Here is a 16829-nt window from a genome sequence, read left to right as displayed (position 1 = left end):
ATGCCCCTACCAGCCTCCTTCCGAGTGCTGCCTGTGAGGCTGGCCGGCGCTGGCGAAGCCAGTAGGCGTGCCAAGCCGTAGCGCGTTCGATGGTCCCGGCAGCGCCGTCCGCTCTCATCGCGACGGGTCCTCGGCCATGCGCCCGCGATGGGCTTTGCCGACCGGCGCCAATGCCTTCCCGCTGTGAACGGCGAAGGGGCCCAGCCGTCGTGTTGACGGCGGGGCCCCTTCACGTGCCTTGGGAGAAGGTCAGGCCTTCTTCGTCTCCCAGAAGATGCGGTCGATCTCGGCGATGAGTTCGAGGGCCTTCTCGCCGGTCTTCGGGTCCGTGGACGCCTTGGCGGCGGACAGGGCCTTCAGGGTGTCGTTGACCAGGACGTGCAGCTCGGGGTACTTCTCGAAGTGCGGGGGCTTGAAGTAGTCGCTCCAGAGGACCGACACGTGGTGCTTGGCCAGTTCGGCGCGCTGCTCCTTGATGACAACGGCGCGAGCCTGGAAGTGCGGGTCGTCGTTGGCGGCCATCTTCTCCTGTACGGCCTTCACCGACTCCGCCTCGATGCGGGCCTGGGCAGGGTCGTACACGCCGCAGGGCAGGTCGCAGTGGGCGCTGACCGTGACCTTGGGGGCAAACAGGCGGGAAAGCATGGAGCGTTCCTTCCTCGTGATCGTCTTCTCAAGTGGGAGATTACTCCCTGAGAGACGGGTTTTCGCGGGCGCCCCCATGGGCTTAGGACCAAAGTCCGGGGTGACACTGGGACCGGCGCAGGAAACGGACAGGGGAGGTGCCGGCGATGCCGGAGCTGTCGCAGGAGGCCGGGCGCGGGCGGGCGGCGGCGCCGTTCGGGCTCGCGGAGGTGACGGGCCCGTCGATGGTGCCCACGCTGCGGCACGGGGACCAGCTGCTCGTCCGGTACGGGGCGCGGGTGCGGGTGGGGGACGTCGTCGTGCTGCGCCACCCCTTCCAGCAGGACCTCCTCGTCGTCAAGCGCGCGGCCGAGCGGCGGGAGGGGGGGTGGTGGGTCCTGGGGGACAACTCCTTCGCGGGCGGCGACAGTACGGACTACGGCGCCGTCCCCGACGAACTGGTCCTCGGCCGGGTGCGGCTGCGCTACCGGCCGTACGGCTCCGCGCGGCGCTCGCCGGCCGCCGCGGTGCGCTGGGCGCTGTCCGCGCTGCGGCCCGTGCCGTCGGACCGGTCGGCCTCCAGGCGTTTGCGGGCGCGGTAGGCCGCGACGTTCGCGCGGGTCGCGCAGCGGTCGGAGCAGTAGCGGCGGGAGCGGTTGGTGGAGGTGTCGAGGTAGGCGTTGCGGCAGGGGGCCGCCTCGCACAGGCCCAGGCGGTCCACGCCGTGCTCGGTGAGGGCGAAGGCCAGGCCCATCGCGGCGATCGCGGCGTAGCCGGCGGTGGCGTTCGAGGGGTGGTCGGCGAGGTGCATGTGCCACAGCGGGTTGCCCTCGTCGTCGCGGAAGTCGTGGCCCGAGATCTGCGGGCTCACCGGGTACTCCAGGAGCAGTGAGTTCAGCAGGTTCACCGCCAGCGTCTCGTCGCCGCCGTCGGCCGCGTCGAAGACCGCGCGCAGCCGGGCGCGGACCGCGCGGAAGCGGGTGACGTCCGCCTCCGTGGCCCGGCGGGCCGACTCCTGGCTGCCCATGAAGAGGTCGCGGACGGCCTCCACCGAGGTCAGCGCGTCCTTGCCCCGGGCCGGCTCCTCGGTGTTGACGAGGCGTACGGCGTAATCCGAGTAATAGGCCAGTTCCACTTGTAGTCCTTACGGGCGCGTTCTATCGTCGGCATGGGCGCGGTCGGTAACAGCTGATCGTGCTTACAGGGTATTACGTTGTGTGGGTGAGGAGAGGGTTTCATGACCACCGTCGACACCACCGACTGGGCGGCCTGGCAGGAGAGCTGGGACCGGCAGCAGGAGTGGTACCTGCCCGACCGTGAGGAGCGTTTCCGCATCATGCTGGACATGGTCGAGGCGTTCGCCGGTTCCGCGCCGCGCGTCCTCGATCTGGCGTGCGGGACCGGGTCCATCACGGCCCGGCTGCTCGACCGGTTTCCGGGGGCCACGAGTACGGGCGTCGATCTCGATCCGGCGCTGCTGGCGATCGCGCGTGGGACCTTCGGCGGGGACGGTCGCGTGCAGCTGGTGACGGCGGATCTGACCGATCCGGGGTGGGTCGAGGCGCTGCCGCACCGGTCGTACGACGCGGTCGTCACGGCGACCGCCCTGCACTGGCTGCGCAAGGAGCCGCTCAAGGTGCTGTACGGGCAGCTGGCCGGGGTGTTGCGGGAGGGCGGGGTGTTCCTCAACGCCGATCACATGGCCGACGAGTCGACGCCCCGGATCAACGCCGGCGAGCGTGCCCAGCGGCATGCGCGGCAGGAGTCCGCCAAGGCGGCGGGGGCGGTGGACTGGGCCGAGTGGTGGCGGCTGGCGGCGGCCGATCCGGTGCTGGCGGGGCCCACGGCCCGGCGGTTCGAGATCTACGGGGAACATGCGGAGGGGGATACGCCCGGGGTGGGGTGGCATCGGGAGGCGTTGCGGGGGAGTGGGTTCGCGGAGGTGCGGCCGGTGTGGTGCTCGCCGTCGGACACGCTGCTGCTGGCGCTGCGGTGACGGCCCCCTGGGAGCCGCGCCCCCAGCCCCCGCTCCGGCCCTGAACGGGCCTTGTCCTCAAGCGCCGGACGGGCTGAGATGGGCTGGGCCTTGTTCTCAGGCGTCGGGTGGGCTGGAGAGTGGCGGCCCTGTAGCAGCCTCAAGCGCGAGATTTCGCGGGCGTCCGCTGAAAGGGGCCGTACGGAAAACCGTACGGCCCCCTCACACCGTCCCCCTCACAGCACCTTCGACAAGAACGACTGCGTCCGCTCGTGCTGCGGGTTGGTCAGGACGTCTCTCGGGTTGCCGGATTCGACGACCACTCCGCCGTCCATGAAGACCAGGCTGTCGCCGACCTCGCGGGCGAAGCCCATCTCGTGGGTCACGACCACCATCGTCATGCCGGACTCCGCGAGGTCGCGCATGACGTCCAGGACGTCGCCGACCAGCTCGGGGTCGAGGGCCGAGGTGGGCTCGTCGAAGAGCATCAGCTTCGGGTCCATCGCCAGGGCGCGCGCGATCGCCACCCGCTGCTGCTGGCCGCCCGACAGCTGGGAGGGGTAGCTCGCGGCCTTGTCGGCGAGGCCGACCCGCTCCAGGAGCTGCATCGCGCGCTCGCGGGCCTGGGACTTCGAGGCGCCCCGGACCTGTACGGGGGCCTCGGTGACGTTCTCCAGAGCCGTCATGTGCGGGAACAGGTTGAAGCGCTGGAAGACCATGCCGATGTCCCGGCGCTTCACCGCGACCTCGCTGTCCTTCAGCTCGTACAGCTTGTCGCCCTTCTGGCGGTAGCCGACCAGCTCGCCGTCGACGTACAGCCGCCCGGAGTTGATCTTCTCCAGGTGGTTGATGCAGCGCAGGAACGTCGACTTGCCCGAGCCGGAGGGGCCGATGAGGCAGAAGACCTCGCCGGACTTCACCTCCAGGTCGATGCCCTTGAGGACCTCGATGGGGCCGTAGGACTTGTGGACGCCCTCGGCCTTGACCATGGCCGTCATGCGACGCCTCCCTTGGGGCGGCCCAGGCCCAGTACGTTGAGCTTGATCTTCTGCCAGGGGGTGGGCGGGAGCTGGCGCGAGGAGCCGCGGGCGTAGTAGCGCTCCAGGTAGTACTGGCCGACGCTGAAGACGGAGGTCAGCAGCAGGTACCAGGCCGCCGCGAGGAACAGCATCTCCGCCGGGGCGCCCGAGGTCTGCCCGATGTCCTGGGCCACCCTGAACAGCTCGCTGTACTGGACCACCGACACCAAAGACGTCGTCTTCAGCATGTTGATGACCTCGTTGCCCGTCGGCGGCACGATCACGCGCATCGCCTGCGGGATGACGATCCGGCGCAGCGTCTTCGCGTGGCTCATGCCGAGCGCGTGCGACGCCTCCGTCTGGCCCTCGTCGACCGCGAGGAGGCCGGCCCGGCAGATCTCGGCCATGTACGCGGCCTCGTTGAGCCCGAGCCCGAGCAGCGCCGTCAGCAGCGGCGTCATGAAGTCGGACCAGTAGTCCTTGTAGATCGGGCCGAGGTTGATGTACTCGAAGACCAGGCCCAGGTTGAACCAGACGACGAGCTGCACCAGGACCGGCGTACCCCGGAAGAACCAGATGTAGAACCAGGCGATGGACGAGGTCACCGGGTTCTTCGACAGCCGCATCACGGCCAGCAGGATGCCGCCGCCGATGCCGATCACCATGGACAGGACGGTCAGCAGGAGGGTCTTGCCGACGCCCTGGATGACCCGGTCGTCGAAGAAGTAGTCGGGGATCGCGCCCCAGTTGATCTTTCCCTGGGAGAAGGCGTAGACGATGCTCGCCAGCAGGCCCAGGGCGACCACGGCCGCGACGTAGCGGCCGTAGTGACGGACCGGGATGGCCTTGATGGCCTCCGCGCCGGCCGGCGGGACGTCCGCCGGCCTGTTGTCGTCCGTCTTGTCGATGTCAGTCACGGGTGTTGCCTTTCAGTGCCCTTACCGCCGTGGGTCACTTGCCGCCGTTGACGGTGGCCTGGGTGACGGCGCCGGAGGGGACGCCCCACTTCGCGAGGACCTTCCCGTACTCGCCGTTCTTGATGATCGCGTCCAGCGCGGCCTGGAGGGCGTCGCGCAGCTGCGTGGAGGTCTTGGCGAGGGCGATGCCGTACGGCGCGGCCTGGACCTGCTCGCCGACCAGCTCGAAGTCGTTGCCGCCGCCGGAGGTCTTCACCGCGTACGCCGCGACGGGAAAGTCGGACGAGCCGGCGTCCGCGCCGCCCGCGCGCAGCCGGGTCTGGGCCTGCTGGTCGCTGTCGAAGGTCTCCATCGTGATCGTCTTGCCGGCCGGACACTTCTTCGACTCGGACTTCGCGAGGTCCTCCGAGACCGTGCCGCGCTGGACGACGATCTTCTTGCCGCACAGGTCGGCCCAGGTCTTGATGCCCTGGGTCTTGCCCTTGGGGGTGTAGATCGAGACACCCGCGGTGAAGTAGTCGACGAAGTCGACGCCCTCGCCGACTTTCTTGCCGGTGCTGGAGTCGATGCCCTCCTGGCGGTCCTTCGTGTCGGTCATCGCGGACATCGCGATGTCGTAGCGCTTGGCGCGCAGACCCGTGAGCAGGGTGTCGAAGGTGCCGTTGTCGAACTCGAACTTCACGCCGAGCTGCTTGCCCAGCGCGTCCGCGAGGTCGGGGTCGATACCGACCGTCTTGCCGGAGCTGTCCTTGAACTCGACCGGGGCGTAGGAGATGTCCGAGCCGACCTTGATGACGCCCTTGGAGCGGATGTCCGCGGGCAGCTTGTCGGCGAGCGGCGCGGACGCGGCGGACGAGGAGGAGCTCTTGTCCTTGGTCTGGTCGCCGCAGCCGGTGAGGATCAGGGCGCCCGCGACCGCGAGGGAGCCGACCGCGGCCAGGCGGGTGCGCGCGGCGGACGTACGGGGGACGGAGCGTGCGGTCATCGTGGGTTCCTCCGGCGGGATGGATGGAGATGCCGAGCCGGCGGGCCGGCCGTGTCCTGCTGTCCTTAAGGACGGTGGGCGCCGCCGAGGGGTTCGGTGGCGCCACGGATGGCGGTGCCGGGGTTCGGCGTACCTAGGTCGACGAGAACACACACCTTCGAGTGTCGCGACCTCGTGTGATTACGGCATCTTGCCATTCGGGCCCCGCCGTGCAGGGGCGTGCGCGTATCAAAATCGGATAACGAGAGGCCGCGAGGTTGTGCCCGTCCTGTGTACGACGGGTGCCGCGGCCGGACCTCTTCCGTGAATGAGACACCGCGGCCGGAAGATCTCCGGGGTTTCCCCGGGTACGACGGCGGGGGTGACGTGGTCTTCCTCGAAGGTCAAGGCTTGTCAAGGGGGTGTCCGAGGGTTGTCCGTATCCCTGCGCATGAGTCATGTCACTGGAGCGCGGCGCCCGGCGCGGACCGTACCAGGGCCGGGGAACGCGCTGTAGGGCATGGACAGATCAGCGCTGATGACCTTGAACGGATCTGACTCGTCCTGGGTGACGTCCGTCCGGTAAGAAGGTTGTTCAACACCCCTCATCCGGGGCTCAAGGGCGCGTGTGCGGCGCGCCCGTCGCGTACCGGCCGTCTGGCCTCACCGCGTGGGCGGTACGCGGTCCCGCCCGTCCCTCAATCAGGGACGGCCACCCTCAACCATGAACGATTAAGGGGTACGACAAGTGGCAGCGGAGATCGTCAACAGCGCCGACGACGTCGATTCGATCGACCCGGCCTTCGCCCTTCACCGGGGCGGGAAGATGGCCGTTCAGGCCACCGTCCCGATCCGCGACAAGGACGACCTGTCCCTGGCCTACACGCCCGGCGTGGCCCGGGTGTGCACCGCCATCGCCGAGCGTCCCGAGCTCGTCGACGACTACACCTGGAAGTCGTCGGTCGTCGCCGTCGTCACCGACGGTACGGCCGTCCTCGGACTCGGGGACATCGGTCCCGAGGCCTCCCTCCCCGTGATGGAGGGCAAGGCCATCCTCTTCAAGCAGTTCGGCGGGGTCGACGCGGTCCCGATCGCGCTGGCCTGCACCGGCGTCGACGAGATCGTCGAGACCGTCGTCCGGCTCGCGCCCTCCTTCGGGGGCGTGAACCTGGAGGACATCTCGGCGCCCCGGTGCTTCGAGATCGAGCGCCGGCTCCAGGAGGCCCTCGACATCCCCGTCTTCCATGACGACCAGCACGGCACGGCCGTCGTCACGCTGGCGGCGCTGCGCAACGCGGCGCGGCTCAGCGGGCGGTCCGTCGGGGATCTGCGGGCCGTCATCTCCGGGGCCGGGGCCGCGGGTGTGGCCATCGCCAAGATGCTCATCGAGGCCGGGATCGGCGATGTCGCCGTGACCGACCGCAAGGGGGTCGTCTCCGCGGAGCGCTCCGACCTCACCGACGTCAAGCGGGAACTGGCCGGGTTCACCAACAAGGCCGGGCTGAGCGGGTCCCTGGAGGAGGCGCTGGCGGGCGCCGACGTCTTCATCGGGGTGTCCGGGGGTACGGTCCCGGAGGCGGCGGTCGCTTCCATGGCGCCGGGTGCCTTTGTCTTCGCCATGGCCAACCCCGATCCCGAGGTCCACCCCGACGTCGCGCACAAGTACGCCGCTGTCGTCGCGACCGGTCGCTCGGACTTCCCGAACCAGATCAACAATGTGCTGGCGTTTCCCGGGATCTTCGCGGGGGCGTTGCAGGTGCGGGCCTCCCGGATCACCGAGGGGATGAAGCTGGCGGCGGCGGAGGCGTTGGCGGCGGTGGTCGGGGACGATCTCGCCGCGGACTACGTGATCCCGTCGCCGTTCGACGAGCGGGTCGCGCCGGCGGTGACTGCGGCGGTGGCCGCCGCTGCACGGGCCGAGGGTGTTGCTCGCCGGTAGCTGTAGAGGTGGGGTCGCTTAGGCGGCCCATTGCCTGCCCACCCACCCGCCCGAGACTGTTGGCTGGTGGGTGGGCGTATGTGCGGGGGGTGTCCGGGGGCGGTTGCAAGTAGGCGTGTTTCACACTCATGCCTTGTTCCCCGTCCCCCTCCCCCCTCTCTATCGTCTAACCATGTTTGCTGCCTACGCCGCGCGTATCGACCGTGATCAGCCGTTGGACGGGCTGGAGTTGGGGGAGCGGCCCGCTCCTGTCGTCCGGGACGGGTGGAGTGTGGTCGATGTCCGGGCCGCCTCGCTCAATCATCATGATCTGTGGTCGCTCAGGGGGGTCGGGCTGGCGGCGGACAAGCTGCCGATGATCCTCGGGTGCGATGCCGCGGGGGTGGACCAGGACGGCAACGAAGTCGTGCTGCACTCCGTCATCGGACAGAGCGGGTACGGGGTCGGCGTCGGGGAGCCCCGCTCGATCCTCACCGAGCGGTATCAGGGGACGTTCGCCGAGCAGGTCGCCGTGCCCACCTGGAACCTGCTGCCCAAGCCGAAAGAACTGTCGTTCGCCGAGGCCGCCTGTCTGCCCACGGCCTGGCTGACCGCCTACCGGATGCTGTTCACCAACGCCGGGGTGCGGCCGGGGGATTCGGTGCTGGTGCAGGGGGCCGGGGGCGGGGTCGCCACCGCGGCGATCGTGCTCGGCCGGGCCGCCGGGCTGCGGGTGTTCGCCACCAGCCGGGACGAGGCGAAGCGGAAGCGGGCGGTGGAGCTGGGGGCGGTGGAGGCGGTGGAGCCGGGGGCCCGGCTGCCGCAGCGGGTGGACGCGGTGATCGAGACGGTGGGGGCGGCGACCTGGTCCCACTCGGTCAAGTCCCTCAAGCCGGGCGGGACGTTGGTGATCTCCGGGGCGACCAGCGGGGACCGGCCCTCGCACGCCGAGCTGACCCGGATCTTCTTCCTTGAGCTGAAGGTCGTCGGGTCGACCATGGGGACGAAGGACGAGCTGGAGGATCTGCTGGCGTTCTGCGCGGCGACCGGGGTGCGGCCGGTCATCGACGAGGAGCTGCCGTTGGACCGGGCGCGGGAGGGGTTCGAACGGCTGGCTTCGGGGGAGCAGTTCGGGAAGATTGTGTTGTTGGGGGCGGTGGGGTGAGGGGGATTCTGGGGCCGGGGGTGCGGGGCTGTCGCGGGGTGCGGGGGTGAGCGGGGCGGACTCCGGGGCTGTTGGGCTGCGGGGCTGCGGGCTCCGGGGTGAGCGGGGGCGGGGCTTCGGAGCCGGGGGCTGTTGGGCTGCGGGGCTGAGTGGCTGAGTGGCTGAGCGGGAGTTGGGTGAGTGGAGGTGGTGAGGCGGCTCCGGGTGGGGCTGCCTCACCGGGTGTCGGTGTTCGGGAGCTGAGCGGCTGCCGGGGGCTTCGGCTCTTGGCATCTTCGGCTCTTCGGCGCCTTCAGCTCTCGGGCCTCCTCAGTTTTTTGGGCGTCCTCAGCTCTTCGGTGTCTTCAGGACCGCCGCGATGTGGGCCGCCGCCGTCGACAAGTGGTCGCGGGTCTCCTGGAGTTGGGCCGGGGTGAGGCCGTGGTCGCGGGCGGCGTCGCGGATGTCGTCGCGGAAGCGGTCGAGGAGGCGGTCGAGGTCGCGGGCGGGGTTGTCGGTGGTGGGTTCGTGGGACCAGGAGGGCCGGTACGAGGCGGGGAAGTCCTCCGGGGTCGTCGAGTAGGCCGGGGGCTCCTTGCCGGGCTGGGTGTCCTGGCGGGGGAAGCCGAAGTCCTTCGTGAACTCCTTGCCGAAGTCCTTGCCGAACTCGCCGAACTCCTTGGCCAGTTCGGTGAGGCCCTCGCGGACGCCGGTGGGCCAGTCGCCGCGCGCGAAGTGGTCCTGGACGTGGTCCTGGACGCGGCGGGCGATGCGCTGCACCTCCTCCTGGGCCTGGGCGCGGGCGTTGTCCTGGGCCTCTTTTGCCTGGCGGCGGGCGCGCTGGGCCTCCTCGCGGGCGCGGCGGGACTCGTCCTTGGCGCGGCGGGCCTGTTCCTTCCACTCCTGCTTGACCTTGCGCATCTCCTCCTTCGCCGCCTGCCAGGACTCCTGGTCGGCGGCGCCGGTCCGCTCCGCGCGGGCCTGGCTCGCGGCGGCGCGCATCTCACGGCGGAGGTCGCCCGCGGCGCCCCGGACGTCGGCGCGGATCTCGGCGGCCAGTTCGGCGACGGACTCGCGGATCTCCAGTTCCAGGTCGGCCAGTTCTCCGCCGCGGTCGGCGAGTTCGGCGCGGCCGGCGTCCGTGATGGCGTAGACCTTGCGGCCGCCTTCGGTGGTGTGCGTGACGAGCCCCTCGGCCTCCAGCTTCGCCAGCCGGGGGTAGACGGTGCCCGCCGAGGGGGCGTACAGCCCCTGGAAGCGTTCCTCCAGCAGCCGGATCACCTCGTAGCCGTGCCGCGGGGCCTCGTCCAGCAGCTTCAGCAGGTAGAGACGCAGGCGGCCGTGGGCGAAGACGGGAGGCATGTCAGAGCACCTTCTTGTCGGTCGGGGCGTCGGCCGGGGGAGTGGAGCCGGGGGCGGGGCTGGGGGAGGAGGGGGCTGTCGCATTGTCTCCTGGGGCGGAGGGGGTGGTTCCGGTGGGCGGGGGTGCGGGGTTGTCTCGCGGGGCGGAGGGGGCGGTTCCGGCGGGCCGGGGTGTGGGGGCGGCCGTGGGCGGGGTCGGGGGAGCGGTGTCGGGTGAGGGCGAGGGCGGGGTGCCGGTGGTCGGCTTCGCTTCGGCCGAGGGTCCTGCGCCGGGCGAGGGCTTCGTGTCGCTGGCGGGACCTGTGCTGCTCGCAGTCTCCGTGTCCGCCGGGCTTTCTCCGCCGGGCGTCTGCTCGGCTCCGGTCGCAGGCTTCGCGTCGGTCTCGTTCGCCGGGCCGGTCTCGGACTCCGGGTCGCTGACCGAACCTGCGCCGCCCGCAGCCTCCGTGTCCGTCAAGCTCTCTCCGCCGGGCGCCGGTTCAGCTCCGGTTCCGGGCTTCGCGCCGGTGAGCAACCCCATGTCCCCCGTCGCAGGTCCCTGACCCCAGCCCTCCTCCTCTGCCGTCGCCGGCCTGCGTAGTAGGGCGATGGAGCCGGAGACCGTCGTCGCCCTCAGTTTGCCGTTGCCCGCGCCGAGGCGGCCGGTGATGCGTTTGGCGCCCCATTGGCCGGTGACCTTGAGGTCCTCGAAGGCGTTGGAGACCGAGCCGCTGGTGGTGTTGGCCTCGACCTCCGCGTCGGCCGGGTGGGGGAGGCGGATGGCGATCTCGCCGGAGATGTTCGTGAGGGAGACGTCGGTGGGGCCGCTCGTCGGGTCCAGGTCCACGATCATCGAGCCGCTCACGGAGTCCGCCTTCACGGGGGAGCCGGCCTCCACGACCGTCAGGTCCCCGGAGACGGAGTTGAAGCGCAGGTCGCCGCCGAGGGCCTGGGCCTCGACGTTGCCGGAGACGGTGTTGGCGAGCACCGGACCCGACAGGCCCACCAGGGTCGTGTCCCCGGAGACGCCCTTCACCTCCGTACGCCCCGCGATCCCGGAGATCACGGCGGCGGCGCTGACCACGCCGACCTCCACGCGGGCCTCGGCCGGGACGGCGAGCGTGACGACCGCGTCGTACCCCCTGTTCCTGCGGTCCAGCCATTTGAGGAAGCCCTTCCAGGGCAGGTCCTCGTACGTGACGGTCAGAGCGCCGTCCCGATGCGTCACGATCAGGGGCGGGCCCTCGATGCGGGAGACCTCCAGGCGGGCGGAACCTTCGTCGGTCCCCACCACGTTGACCGTACCGGCGACGATGCGGACGCTCAGATCCCGCACCGGCTCGTCGAAAGAGAGCTTCCCGGGCTCGCTGACGGACCACTCGGACATGATGTCTTGCCTCCTCCTCCACGACACGCCATATCGCGTCTCCGCTATTCACGATATATCGCGCACTCGGGGAGTCAAGACATATCGAGACACTCTTTCCGGTGATCACCCGCGACCGAAAATAACGAATTGTCCTACCGTGTGACCATGTCGCCCACCGAACGGACCGGCACCCACGGCCGGCCCGACGACCCCGTCGCAGGCGCCCTGCTGCTGTGCCGCGCCACCCCCGACGCCGTCGCCCCCGCCGCCCACCTGCTCCGCGAACGCATGCTCCTCACCCGGGCCGGCGCCGAATGGAGCGCGCTGGTCCCCGAGGGCGGCCCCTGGCAGGGCGGCGGCGAACCCGTCGACCGCGTCCTCACCGGCTGGGCCACCGCCCTCGCCGTCGGCGCGCCCTGGCCCGTGCTCGCGCTGTGGTGGGACACCGACCGGGCCGGCTGCGCCCTCGCCTCCGGCTTCCGCCGCCCCGTCGGCTACGACTGGCTCGCCGACGGCACCCCCGCGGGCGAGGACGAGGCGATGCGCACCCTGGCCGCCCGGCTCGGCCTCGACCCCGTCTTCGACATGCAGTCCCTGGAGGAGCTGACCCGCTCCGACCCCGACGCCGACGCCCGCGCGCGCCTGCGCGGGCTCCTCGCCGTCCTCACCCGCGCGGGAGTCTCCCTCCCCGCCGGCGTCACCCCCGGTGAACCCGCCGACCGCCTCCTGCACGCCACCCGCGCGCGGCCCGACGTCCAGCGGATCGAGTGGGGCGGCTGGCGCGAGACCGTCCGCGCGGAGCTCGACGCCGTCGGACGCAGCCCCCTGGGCCCCTGGCTCCCCTGGTCCCGCAGCCCCCGCGCGCGGGCCCTCGCCCTGGCCCAGATCGCCGTCGGCGTCCCGTTGACCGCCTGGGGCCTGCGCCGCCGCAGCCCCGGCTGGCTCGCCGCCGGCGCCCTGCTGCTGGGGCACGGGGCGCTCGGGCTGGTCTATGACGTGGGGCGGCCCAGGGACTGAGGGGGCGGGGCGGGGGCGGGCCGTCGAGCGGGCCCTCGGTGTCCGGAAGCGGCGTCCAGGATCAGCGCGCGGGGGCGCTCAGTGGGGGCGTGCGCCAACCCGTGTGCGGGGAAAAACGTGTGCCGCCGGGTGGGTGGGAACCGGGCGGCACAGGCTGAGCGTTACAAGAGACGACTGTGCGTGACGGGCTACTCGTCGTCCTCGTCGTCCAGGCGTGCCAGCCAGGTCGCGAGACGCTCCACCGGTACCTCGAAGTCCGGGTTGAGGTCGACGAAGGCGCGGAGCTGCTCGGCGAGCCACTCGAAGGTGACTTCCTCCTCGCCGCGCCGCTTCTCCAGTTCCTCGATGCCGCGGTCGGTGAAGTACATGGATCGTGCTCCGTGGGTGGTTCGTCGGGGTTGGGAACCGGCACCGGGGGAAGGACCCTTGTTCCCACGGACGGCTCGGGAGGAGCCGCGCGGGAGGGAAGGCGCCCGGTCCCCGGCGCGGGGACACGCCAAGGATAGGCCGCCGGGCCGCGGGCGGGCCGGGCGGAAGCGGTGAGCAGGGGGAACGGCGGAATCGGGGGAGCGCCATGAACCACAGTGACCACGACGACGGCAGGCAGGCCCAGGACGTGACGCGCGTCGCACGCGTCGCCCTGCCCGACGGCACACCTGTCTGGGCCCGCATCTCGGGCACCGGCGAACTGCGCGCGCCCGCGGGCGCGACGCCGGGTCAACTCTCGTACAGCGACACAGGGTTCACCGACCGGGTCGAGGGCGCCGTGGAGAGCCTGCACTCCCTCGTCACCGGAGTGGCCCGCTCCCTCGCCGGGCCGCTGCGCGCGGTGCGTCCCGACGAGGTGAGCGTCGAGTTCGGCATCGAACTCACCGTCAAGGCGGGCAAGGTGATCGGCCTCCTCGCCGACGGCGAGACCAAGGCGGGCATCACGGTCACACTGACCTGGAACGGCGGCCCGCCGCCGGAGGCGGCCGAGGACGAGGGCGCTGACGACGGCTCGTCCTCGCGCGCGCGTGCAGATGCCCCGCCCTCGCCCCCCGTACCCCTCCCCGGCGCCCCTTCCGGTGGCGTGGTGGGGCAGCGGGGTGTCAGGGAGGGGGGCCGGGATGAGTGAGGGGCGCGTCCAGGGGGCGTCCAGCCGGGAGGATGCCGCCCGGCGTGCGCTGCGTGGCCTCGTCGTCGCGGCCACGGTGCGCATTCATCGCCAGGCGGCCGGGTATGGCCTTGAAGAGCCCGAGACGTTCCTCGGGAGCGGGTTCTTCGTCGCTCCCAACTGGGTTCTTACCTGCGCACATGTGGCCTGCGGCGGGGAGGGGGGCGAGGTCGTCGTGGTGTACCAGAGCGCCCCGGGCGGCACAACGGCCGCCGTGCGCGGGCGCGTTGTCGCGACCGTGCCCGAACACGCCGGGCGGCCCCTGCCGTCGGGCAACTGGCCGGCGCCGGACCTGGCGCTGGTGCAGCTCGCCGAGCCGGTCGACGACCACGAGTGCGTGTACGTCTCGGAGCGCCCCGCCGCGTACTTCGGCGACGAGCGGGTCCTGTACGCGGGCTGGACGTTCAACGAGGACCGGCTGCGGGTGATGGACGGGACGCTGACCGTCCAGGGGACCATCGGCGGGTGGGGCGGCGACGTACAGATGCGCCTCGGGGACAACGACCTGCCGTACGGGGTCTCCGGCGGGCCGGTGATCGACCCCGCGCGCGGGGAGGTCATCGGCGTCCTCAAGGCCCGCTCGGACCACCGCCCCGGCGGCACCTCCACCGGGATCGAGCAGCTGCGCGCGCTGCGGGTGCCGGCGGACGCGGTGGGCGCCGAGCACGACGACCTGTACCAGGCGGTGTTCCACGCGCACGACCGCTACCACCGGGACCGGCAGCGGCATCCGTCGGCCCGCGCGCAGACGTGGACGGACGTCCAGGGGCGGCTCGGCGCCCGCCCCGGGCGCACGCTCACCCCCGACGAGCGCGTCCAGCTCCTGGGCCGCCTGGCCGACCTCCCGCCGCCCGCCAGCACCCGCGGGCTGCTGGACCTCCTGGACGCCCTGCCGGACTTCCAGGGCCCCACCCCGCTGCCCGCCCCGCGCGGCTGGCGCGACGGCCTGGGCGCCCTGTACGAGAGCGCGCGCGACGACGGCGCCCTGGAACTCGTCCTGGACTACGCGATGCGCGCGCTGTCCGCCGAGCGCCCCTTCACGGCCGCCAGCACCGCCGACGCCGAGGAGGCCCTGTGGGACTGGGTCTGGCAGGCCGGGCAACGGCTCCCCGCGCGCTACCGCGCCGGCCTCGCCGACCAGCGCATCGCCCGCCTGCGCGCCCGCGACCGCACGGCCCGCGCTTTGACTTCCAGGGGTCCCGGGAGCACCAGGAGGGACCCGGCACCCTCTGGAGGCCCCGAGAAGGCACCCGACACGATCTCCGGAACCGTCCCCGAAGCACCCGCGCGGACGCTGGAGACCACCCCGGGGGAGCGGCCGACTCCCGCGCGGGCGCTCGACAACGGCGCGGCGACCGCCGTCACCGCGCCCGCCCCGGCGGCCCCCGTCACTCCGCCGCCCCGGGCCGCCGCCGTCCACCCGGTGGTGCTCCTGGAGATCCTGCCGCGCCCCTGGGAGCCCGACCGCTGCGACTGGAGCGTGTCCGTGCTGCTGCCCACGGGCGCCGCCGACCGTCTGCCGGGCGCCGAGCGCACCAGGGTCGCCGACCTCCCGGCCCACCTCGGCGCGCCCCTCGCGGAGGCCTTCCGCCGCTGCGACGAACCCGGGCACCCGGCAATGCTCCAGGTCGCCCTCCCGCAGGACCTCCTGGGCCTGGAGATCGACACCTGGCGGCTCGCCCCGCACGAGGAACCCCTGGGCGCCCAGCGCCCGCTGGTGCTGCGCGTGGCGGGCCGCGAACAGCTGGAGGACGAGGCGGAGTACGACGACCCCGGGAGCCTCGACGGCGTGGCCGAGGAGCGCAGGGCGCGCTGGCGCTGGCTGCACGCGCACCGGGCGCAGGCCGAACTCCTGGACTGCGACGACGGGTTGCGGGTGCCGGTGCCGGCCGTGGAGGAGCTGCGCGGGCTGTCGTACGGGACCGTGCCGGTGCTGTGCCGGTACGGGGACCAGCGGTACGAGGACGACGCGGCGGCCCTCGCGCGGATCGTGCGCGGCGGGTACGGCGTCGCCCTGTGGCGGCGGCGCGGGGGGCGGCCCGACGCGGTGTGCGGGGAGTTCCACCGGGGCGCGGTCGACGAGGTGGCCCGCCCGCCCGGCGCCGCCCGCCTCCCCGAACTGGTCCACGACCTGCGCGCGCGCCTGCGCGAGGGCCGCACGGAGACCTACTGGGCCGACGGGATCGCCCTGTTGTACGACGATCCGCACCACCCGCTGCCGGGCACGGGCGACCTCCTGGAGGCGCCGTGACGCATACCGCGCGCGGGGTTCGCAAAGCCCTACCAGGGCCCCCTTGGCATCGATACCGTGGGCACGGTCGGGCGTGCGCGGTGAGTGGACGAGTGACGAGGACCGGATCATGACCGAATCCAGTGAGTGGCTCATCTACCGAGGCGCCGGGGAACCGCACGACGGCATAGAGCGGCTGCCCGATCCGCCGCCCTGGCGGGACTTCACCGGCCGCGACGACCGCGCGGACGGCTCCGAGGACCGCAGGCTCGGCTCCCACCGCCACCTCGCCGAGCTGCACCGGCCGGGCGCCGAGGAACTGGAGATGATCAACGCGGCGCTGTATCTGCGCCGCCCCCTGCTGGTCACCGGCGGCCCCGGCGCGGGCAAGAGCACCCTCGCGCACTCGGTGGCGTACGAACTCGGTCTCGGCCCGGTGCTGCGCTGGCCCGTCGTGAGCCGCTCCGCCCTCCAGGACGGCCTCTACCACTACGACGCCATCGCCCGCCTCCAGGACGTCCAGATCGCCGCCCAGGGGGATGGGGGAGGCGCCGCCGCGGGGACGCCGGGGGCCGTCGAGGGCATCGGGAGCTACATCCGGCTCGGGCCGCTCGGTACGGCGCTGCTGCCGTCGGACACCCCGCGCGTGCTGCTCATCGACGAGCTCGACAAGAGCGACATCGACCTGCCCAACGACCTCCTGAACGTCCTGGAGGAGGGCGAGTTCGCCATCCCCGAGCTGGAGCGCATCGCCGACCGGCTGCCCGGCGGGGAGGCCGAGGTGCTCACCGCCGACGGCGTCAAGGTCCGCGTCAAGGACGGGCGCGTGCGCTGCCGCACGTTCCCCTTCGTCGTCCTGACCAGCAACGGCGAACGGGACTTCCCGGCCCCGCTGATGCGCCGCTGCATCCACCTGGAGCTGGGCCGGCCCGACCACAACCGGCTCGCCACCTTCGTCCGCGCCCACCTCGGGGACGAGGCCGCGCGCGCGGGGGACGATCTCATCACCCGCTTCCTGGAGCGCTCGCGCGGCGAACTCCTCGCCGCCGACCAGCTGCTGAACGCGATCTACCTCACCGACGCCGCCGCCCCGCCCAGCCGCGACCGGCTCGCCGACCTGCTCATCCAGCGCCTCGACCGCCCGAGGTGACCCCC

At 72.1% G+C, this 16829-nt stretch carries 15 protein-coding genes and 1 pseudogene; 8 read left to right on the top strand and 8 right to left on the bottom strand.

The annotated features are described in order from the left end of the window. Window positions 1-249: 249 nt before the first annotated feature. Entirely contained in the window at window positions 250-645 is a 396-nt protein-coding gene (gene sodN, locus ACYUD3_RS13700; RefSeq protein ID WP_470968700.1) for a superoxide dismutase, Ni, read from the bottom strand. Between the two features lie 146 nt (window positions 646-791). On the opposite strand from sodN, the gene sodX reads away from it, so the two are divergent. Next, window positions 792-1226: a nickel-type superoxide dismutase maturation protease gene (gene sodX, locus ACYUD3_RS13695; protein ID WP_470968697.1), complete on the top strand. Its 435-nt coding sequence runs from the start codon at window positions 792-794 to the stop codon at window positions 1224-1226. Here the strand turns inward: sodX and ACYUD3_RS13690 are convergent. Next, on the bottom strand, window positions 1109-1759 hold the full coding sequence (locus ACYUD3_RS13690; RefSeq protein ID WP_470968694.1) for a CGNR zinc finger domain-containing protein: 651 nt from the start codon (window positions 1757-1759) through the stop codon (window positions 1109-1111). The genes sodX and ACYUD3_RS13690 overlap by 118 nt on opposite strands. A 102-nt stretch (window positions 1760-1861) precedes the next feature. Between ACYUD3_RS13690 and ACYUD3_RS13685 the strand changes: the two genes are divergently transcribed. Further along, window positions 1862-2620 carry a class I SAM-dependent methyltransferase gene (locus ACYUD3_RS13685; protein ID WP_470968691.1) on the top strand — a complete coding sequence of 253 codons (759 nt, stop codon included), beginning with the start codon at window positions 1862-1864 and terminating at the stop codon, window positions 2618-2620. A gap of 215 nt (window positions 2621-2835) precedes the next feature. Here ACYUD3_RS13685 and ACYUD3_RS13680 read toward each other — a convergent pair whose 3' ends face one another. Genes ACYUD3_RS13680 through ACYUD3_RS13670 form a run of 3 tightly spaced genes read right to left on the bottom strand, consistent with a single transcriptional unit; the run spans window position 2836 to window position 5520 of the window. After that, complete coding sequence (locus tag ACYUD3_RS13680; RefSeq protein WP_470968689.1) at window positions 2836-3597, bottom strand: amino acid ABC transporter ATP-binding protein; 762 nt, start codon at window positions 3595-3597, stop codon at window positions 2836-2838. Then, the gene (locus tag ACYUD3_RS13675; protein WP_470968686.1) at window positions 3594-4535 is read right to left on the bottom strand and encodes an amino acid ABC transporter permease; all 942 of its coding nucleotides are present in this window, start codon (window positions 4533-4535) and stop codon (window positions 3594-3596) included. Before ACYUD3_RS13675 ends, ACYUD3_RS13680 begins: the two co-directional genes overlap by 4 nt. 34 nt (window positions 4536-4569) lie before the next feature. Next, entirely contained in the window at window positions 4570-5520 is a 951-nt protein-coding gene (locus ACYUD3_RS13670; RefSeq protein WP_470968683.1) for an ABC transporter substrate-binding protein, read from the bottom strand. A gap of 727 nt (window positions 5521-6247) precedes the next feature. Here ACYUD3_RS13670 and ACYUD3_RS13665 point away from each other — a divergent pair. Both ACYUD3_RS13665 and ACYUD3_RS13660 read left to right on the top strand, forming a co-directional pair. After that, complete coding sequence (locus tag ACYUD3_RS13665; protein WP_470968681.1) at window positions 6248-7438, top strand: NAD(P)-dependent malic enzyme; 1191 nt, start codon at window positions 6248-6250, stop codon at window positions 7436-7438. 172 nt (window positions 7439-7610) lie between these two features. Beyond that, window positions 7611-8582, top strand: coding sequence for a zinc-binding dehydrogenase (locus ACYUD3_RS13660; RefSeq protein ID WP_470968678.1), 972 nt, complete (start codon window positions 7611-7613; stop codon window positions 8580-8582). Between the two features lie 327 nt (window positions 8583-8909). On the opposite strand, the gene ACYUD3_RS13655 is transcribed toward ACYUD3_RS13660, so the two are convergent. Further along, window positions 8910-9923, bottom strand: a complete 1014-nt coding sequence (locus tag ACYUD3_RS13655; protein ID WP_470968676.1) for a PadR family transcriptional regulator — start codon at window positions 9921-9923, stop codon at window positions 8910-8912. 358 nt (window positions 9924-10281) lie between these two features. Then, window positions 10282-11289 (bottom strand): annotated as a pseudogene (locus ACYUD3_RS13650) (DUF4097 family beta strand repeat-containing protein); the annotation flags it as partial. Window positions 11290-11436: 147 nt separating this feature from the next. Here ACYUD3_RS13650 and ACYUD3_RS13645 point away from each other — a divergent pair. Continuing rightward, on the top strand, window positions 11437-12288 hold the full coding sequence (locus tag ACYUD3_RS13645) for a hypothetical protein (RefSeq protein WP_470968674.1): 852 nt from the start codon (window positions 11437-11439) through the stop codon (window positions 12286-12288). 188 nt (window positions 12289-12476) lie between these two features. Here ACYUD3_RS13645 and ACYUD3_RS13640 read toward each other — a convergent pair whose 3' ends face one another. Beyond that, window positions 12477-12656: a DUF6104 family protein gene (locus ACYUD3_RS13640; protein WP_153482227.1), complete on the bottom strand. Its 180-nt coding sequence runs from the start codon at window positions 12654-12656 to the stop codon at window positions 12477-12479. 206 nt (window positions 12657-12862) lie between these two features. Here ACYUD3_RS13640 and ACYUD3_RS13635 point away from each other — a divergent pair, with 206 nt between their 5' ends. The 3 genes from ACYUD3_RS13635 to ACYUD3_RS13625 all read left to right on the top strand — a co-directional run bounded on the left by ACYUD3_RS13635 (window position 12863) and on the right by ACYUD3_RS13625 (window position 16824). Beyond that, complete coding sequence (locus ACYUD3_RS13635; protein ID WP_470968672.1) at window positions 12863-13405, top strand: CU044_2847 family protein; 543 nt, start codon at window positions 12863-12865, stop codon at window positions 13403-13405. Beyond that, the gene (locus ACYUD3_RS13630; RefSeq protein WP_470968670.1) at window positions 13398-15695 is read left to right on the top strand and encodes a VMAP-C domain-containing protein; all 2298 of its coding nucleotides are present in this window, start codon (window positions 13398-13400) and stop codon (window positions 15693-15695) included. The genes ACYUD3_RS13635 and ACYUD3_RS13630 overlap by 8 nt, the downstream gene beginning before the upstream one ends. A 109-nt stretch (window positions 15696-15804) precedes the next feature. After that, entirely contained in the window at window positions 15805-16824 is a 1020-nt protein-coding gene (locus ACYUD3_RS13625) for an AAA family ATPase (RefSeq protein ID WP_470968667.1), read from the top strand. Window positions 16825-16829: the final 5 nt, after the last annotated feature.

The sequence above is a fragment of the Streptomyces sp. AMJ-169 genome (assembly GCF_055597585.1).
Note: the sequence above shows the minus strand (reverse complement) of the source record. Positions and strands in the feature narration are given on the sequence as shown.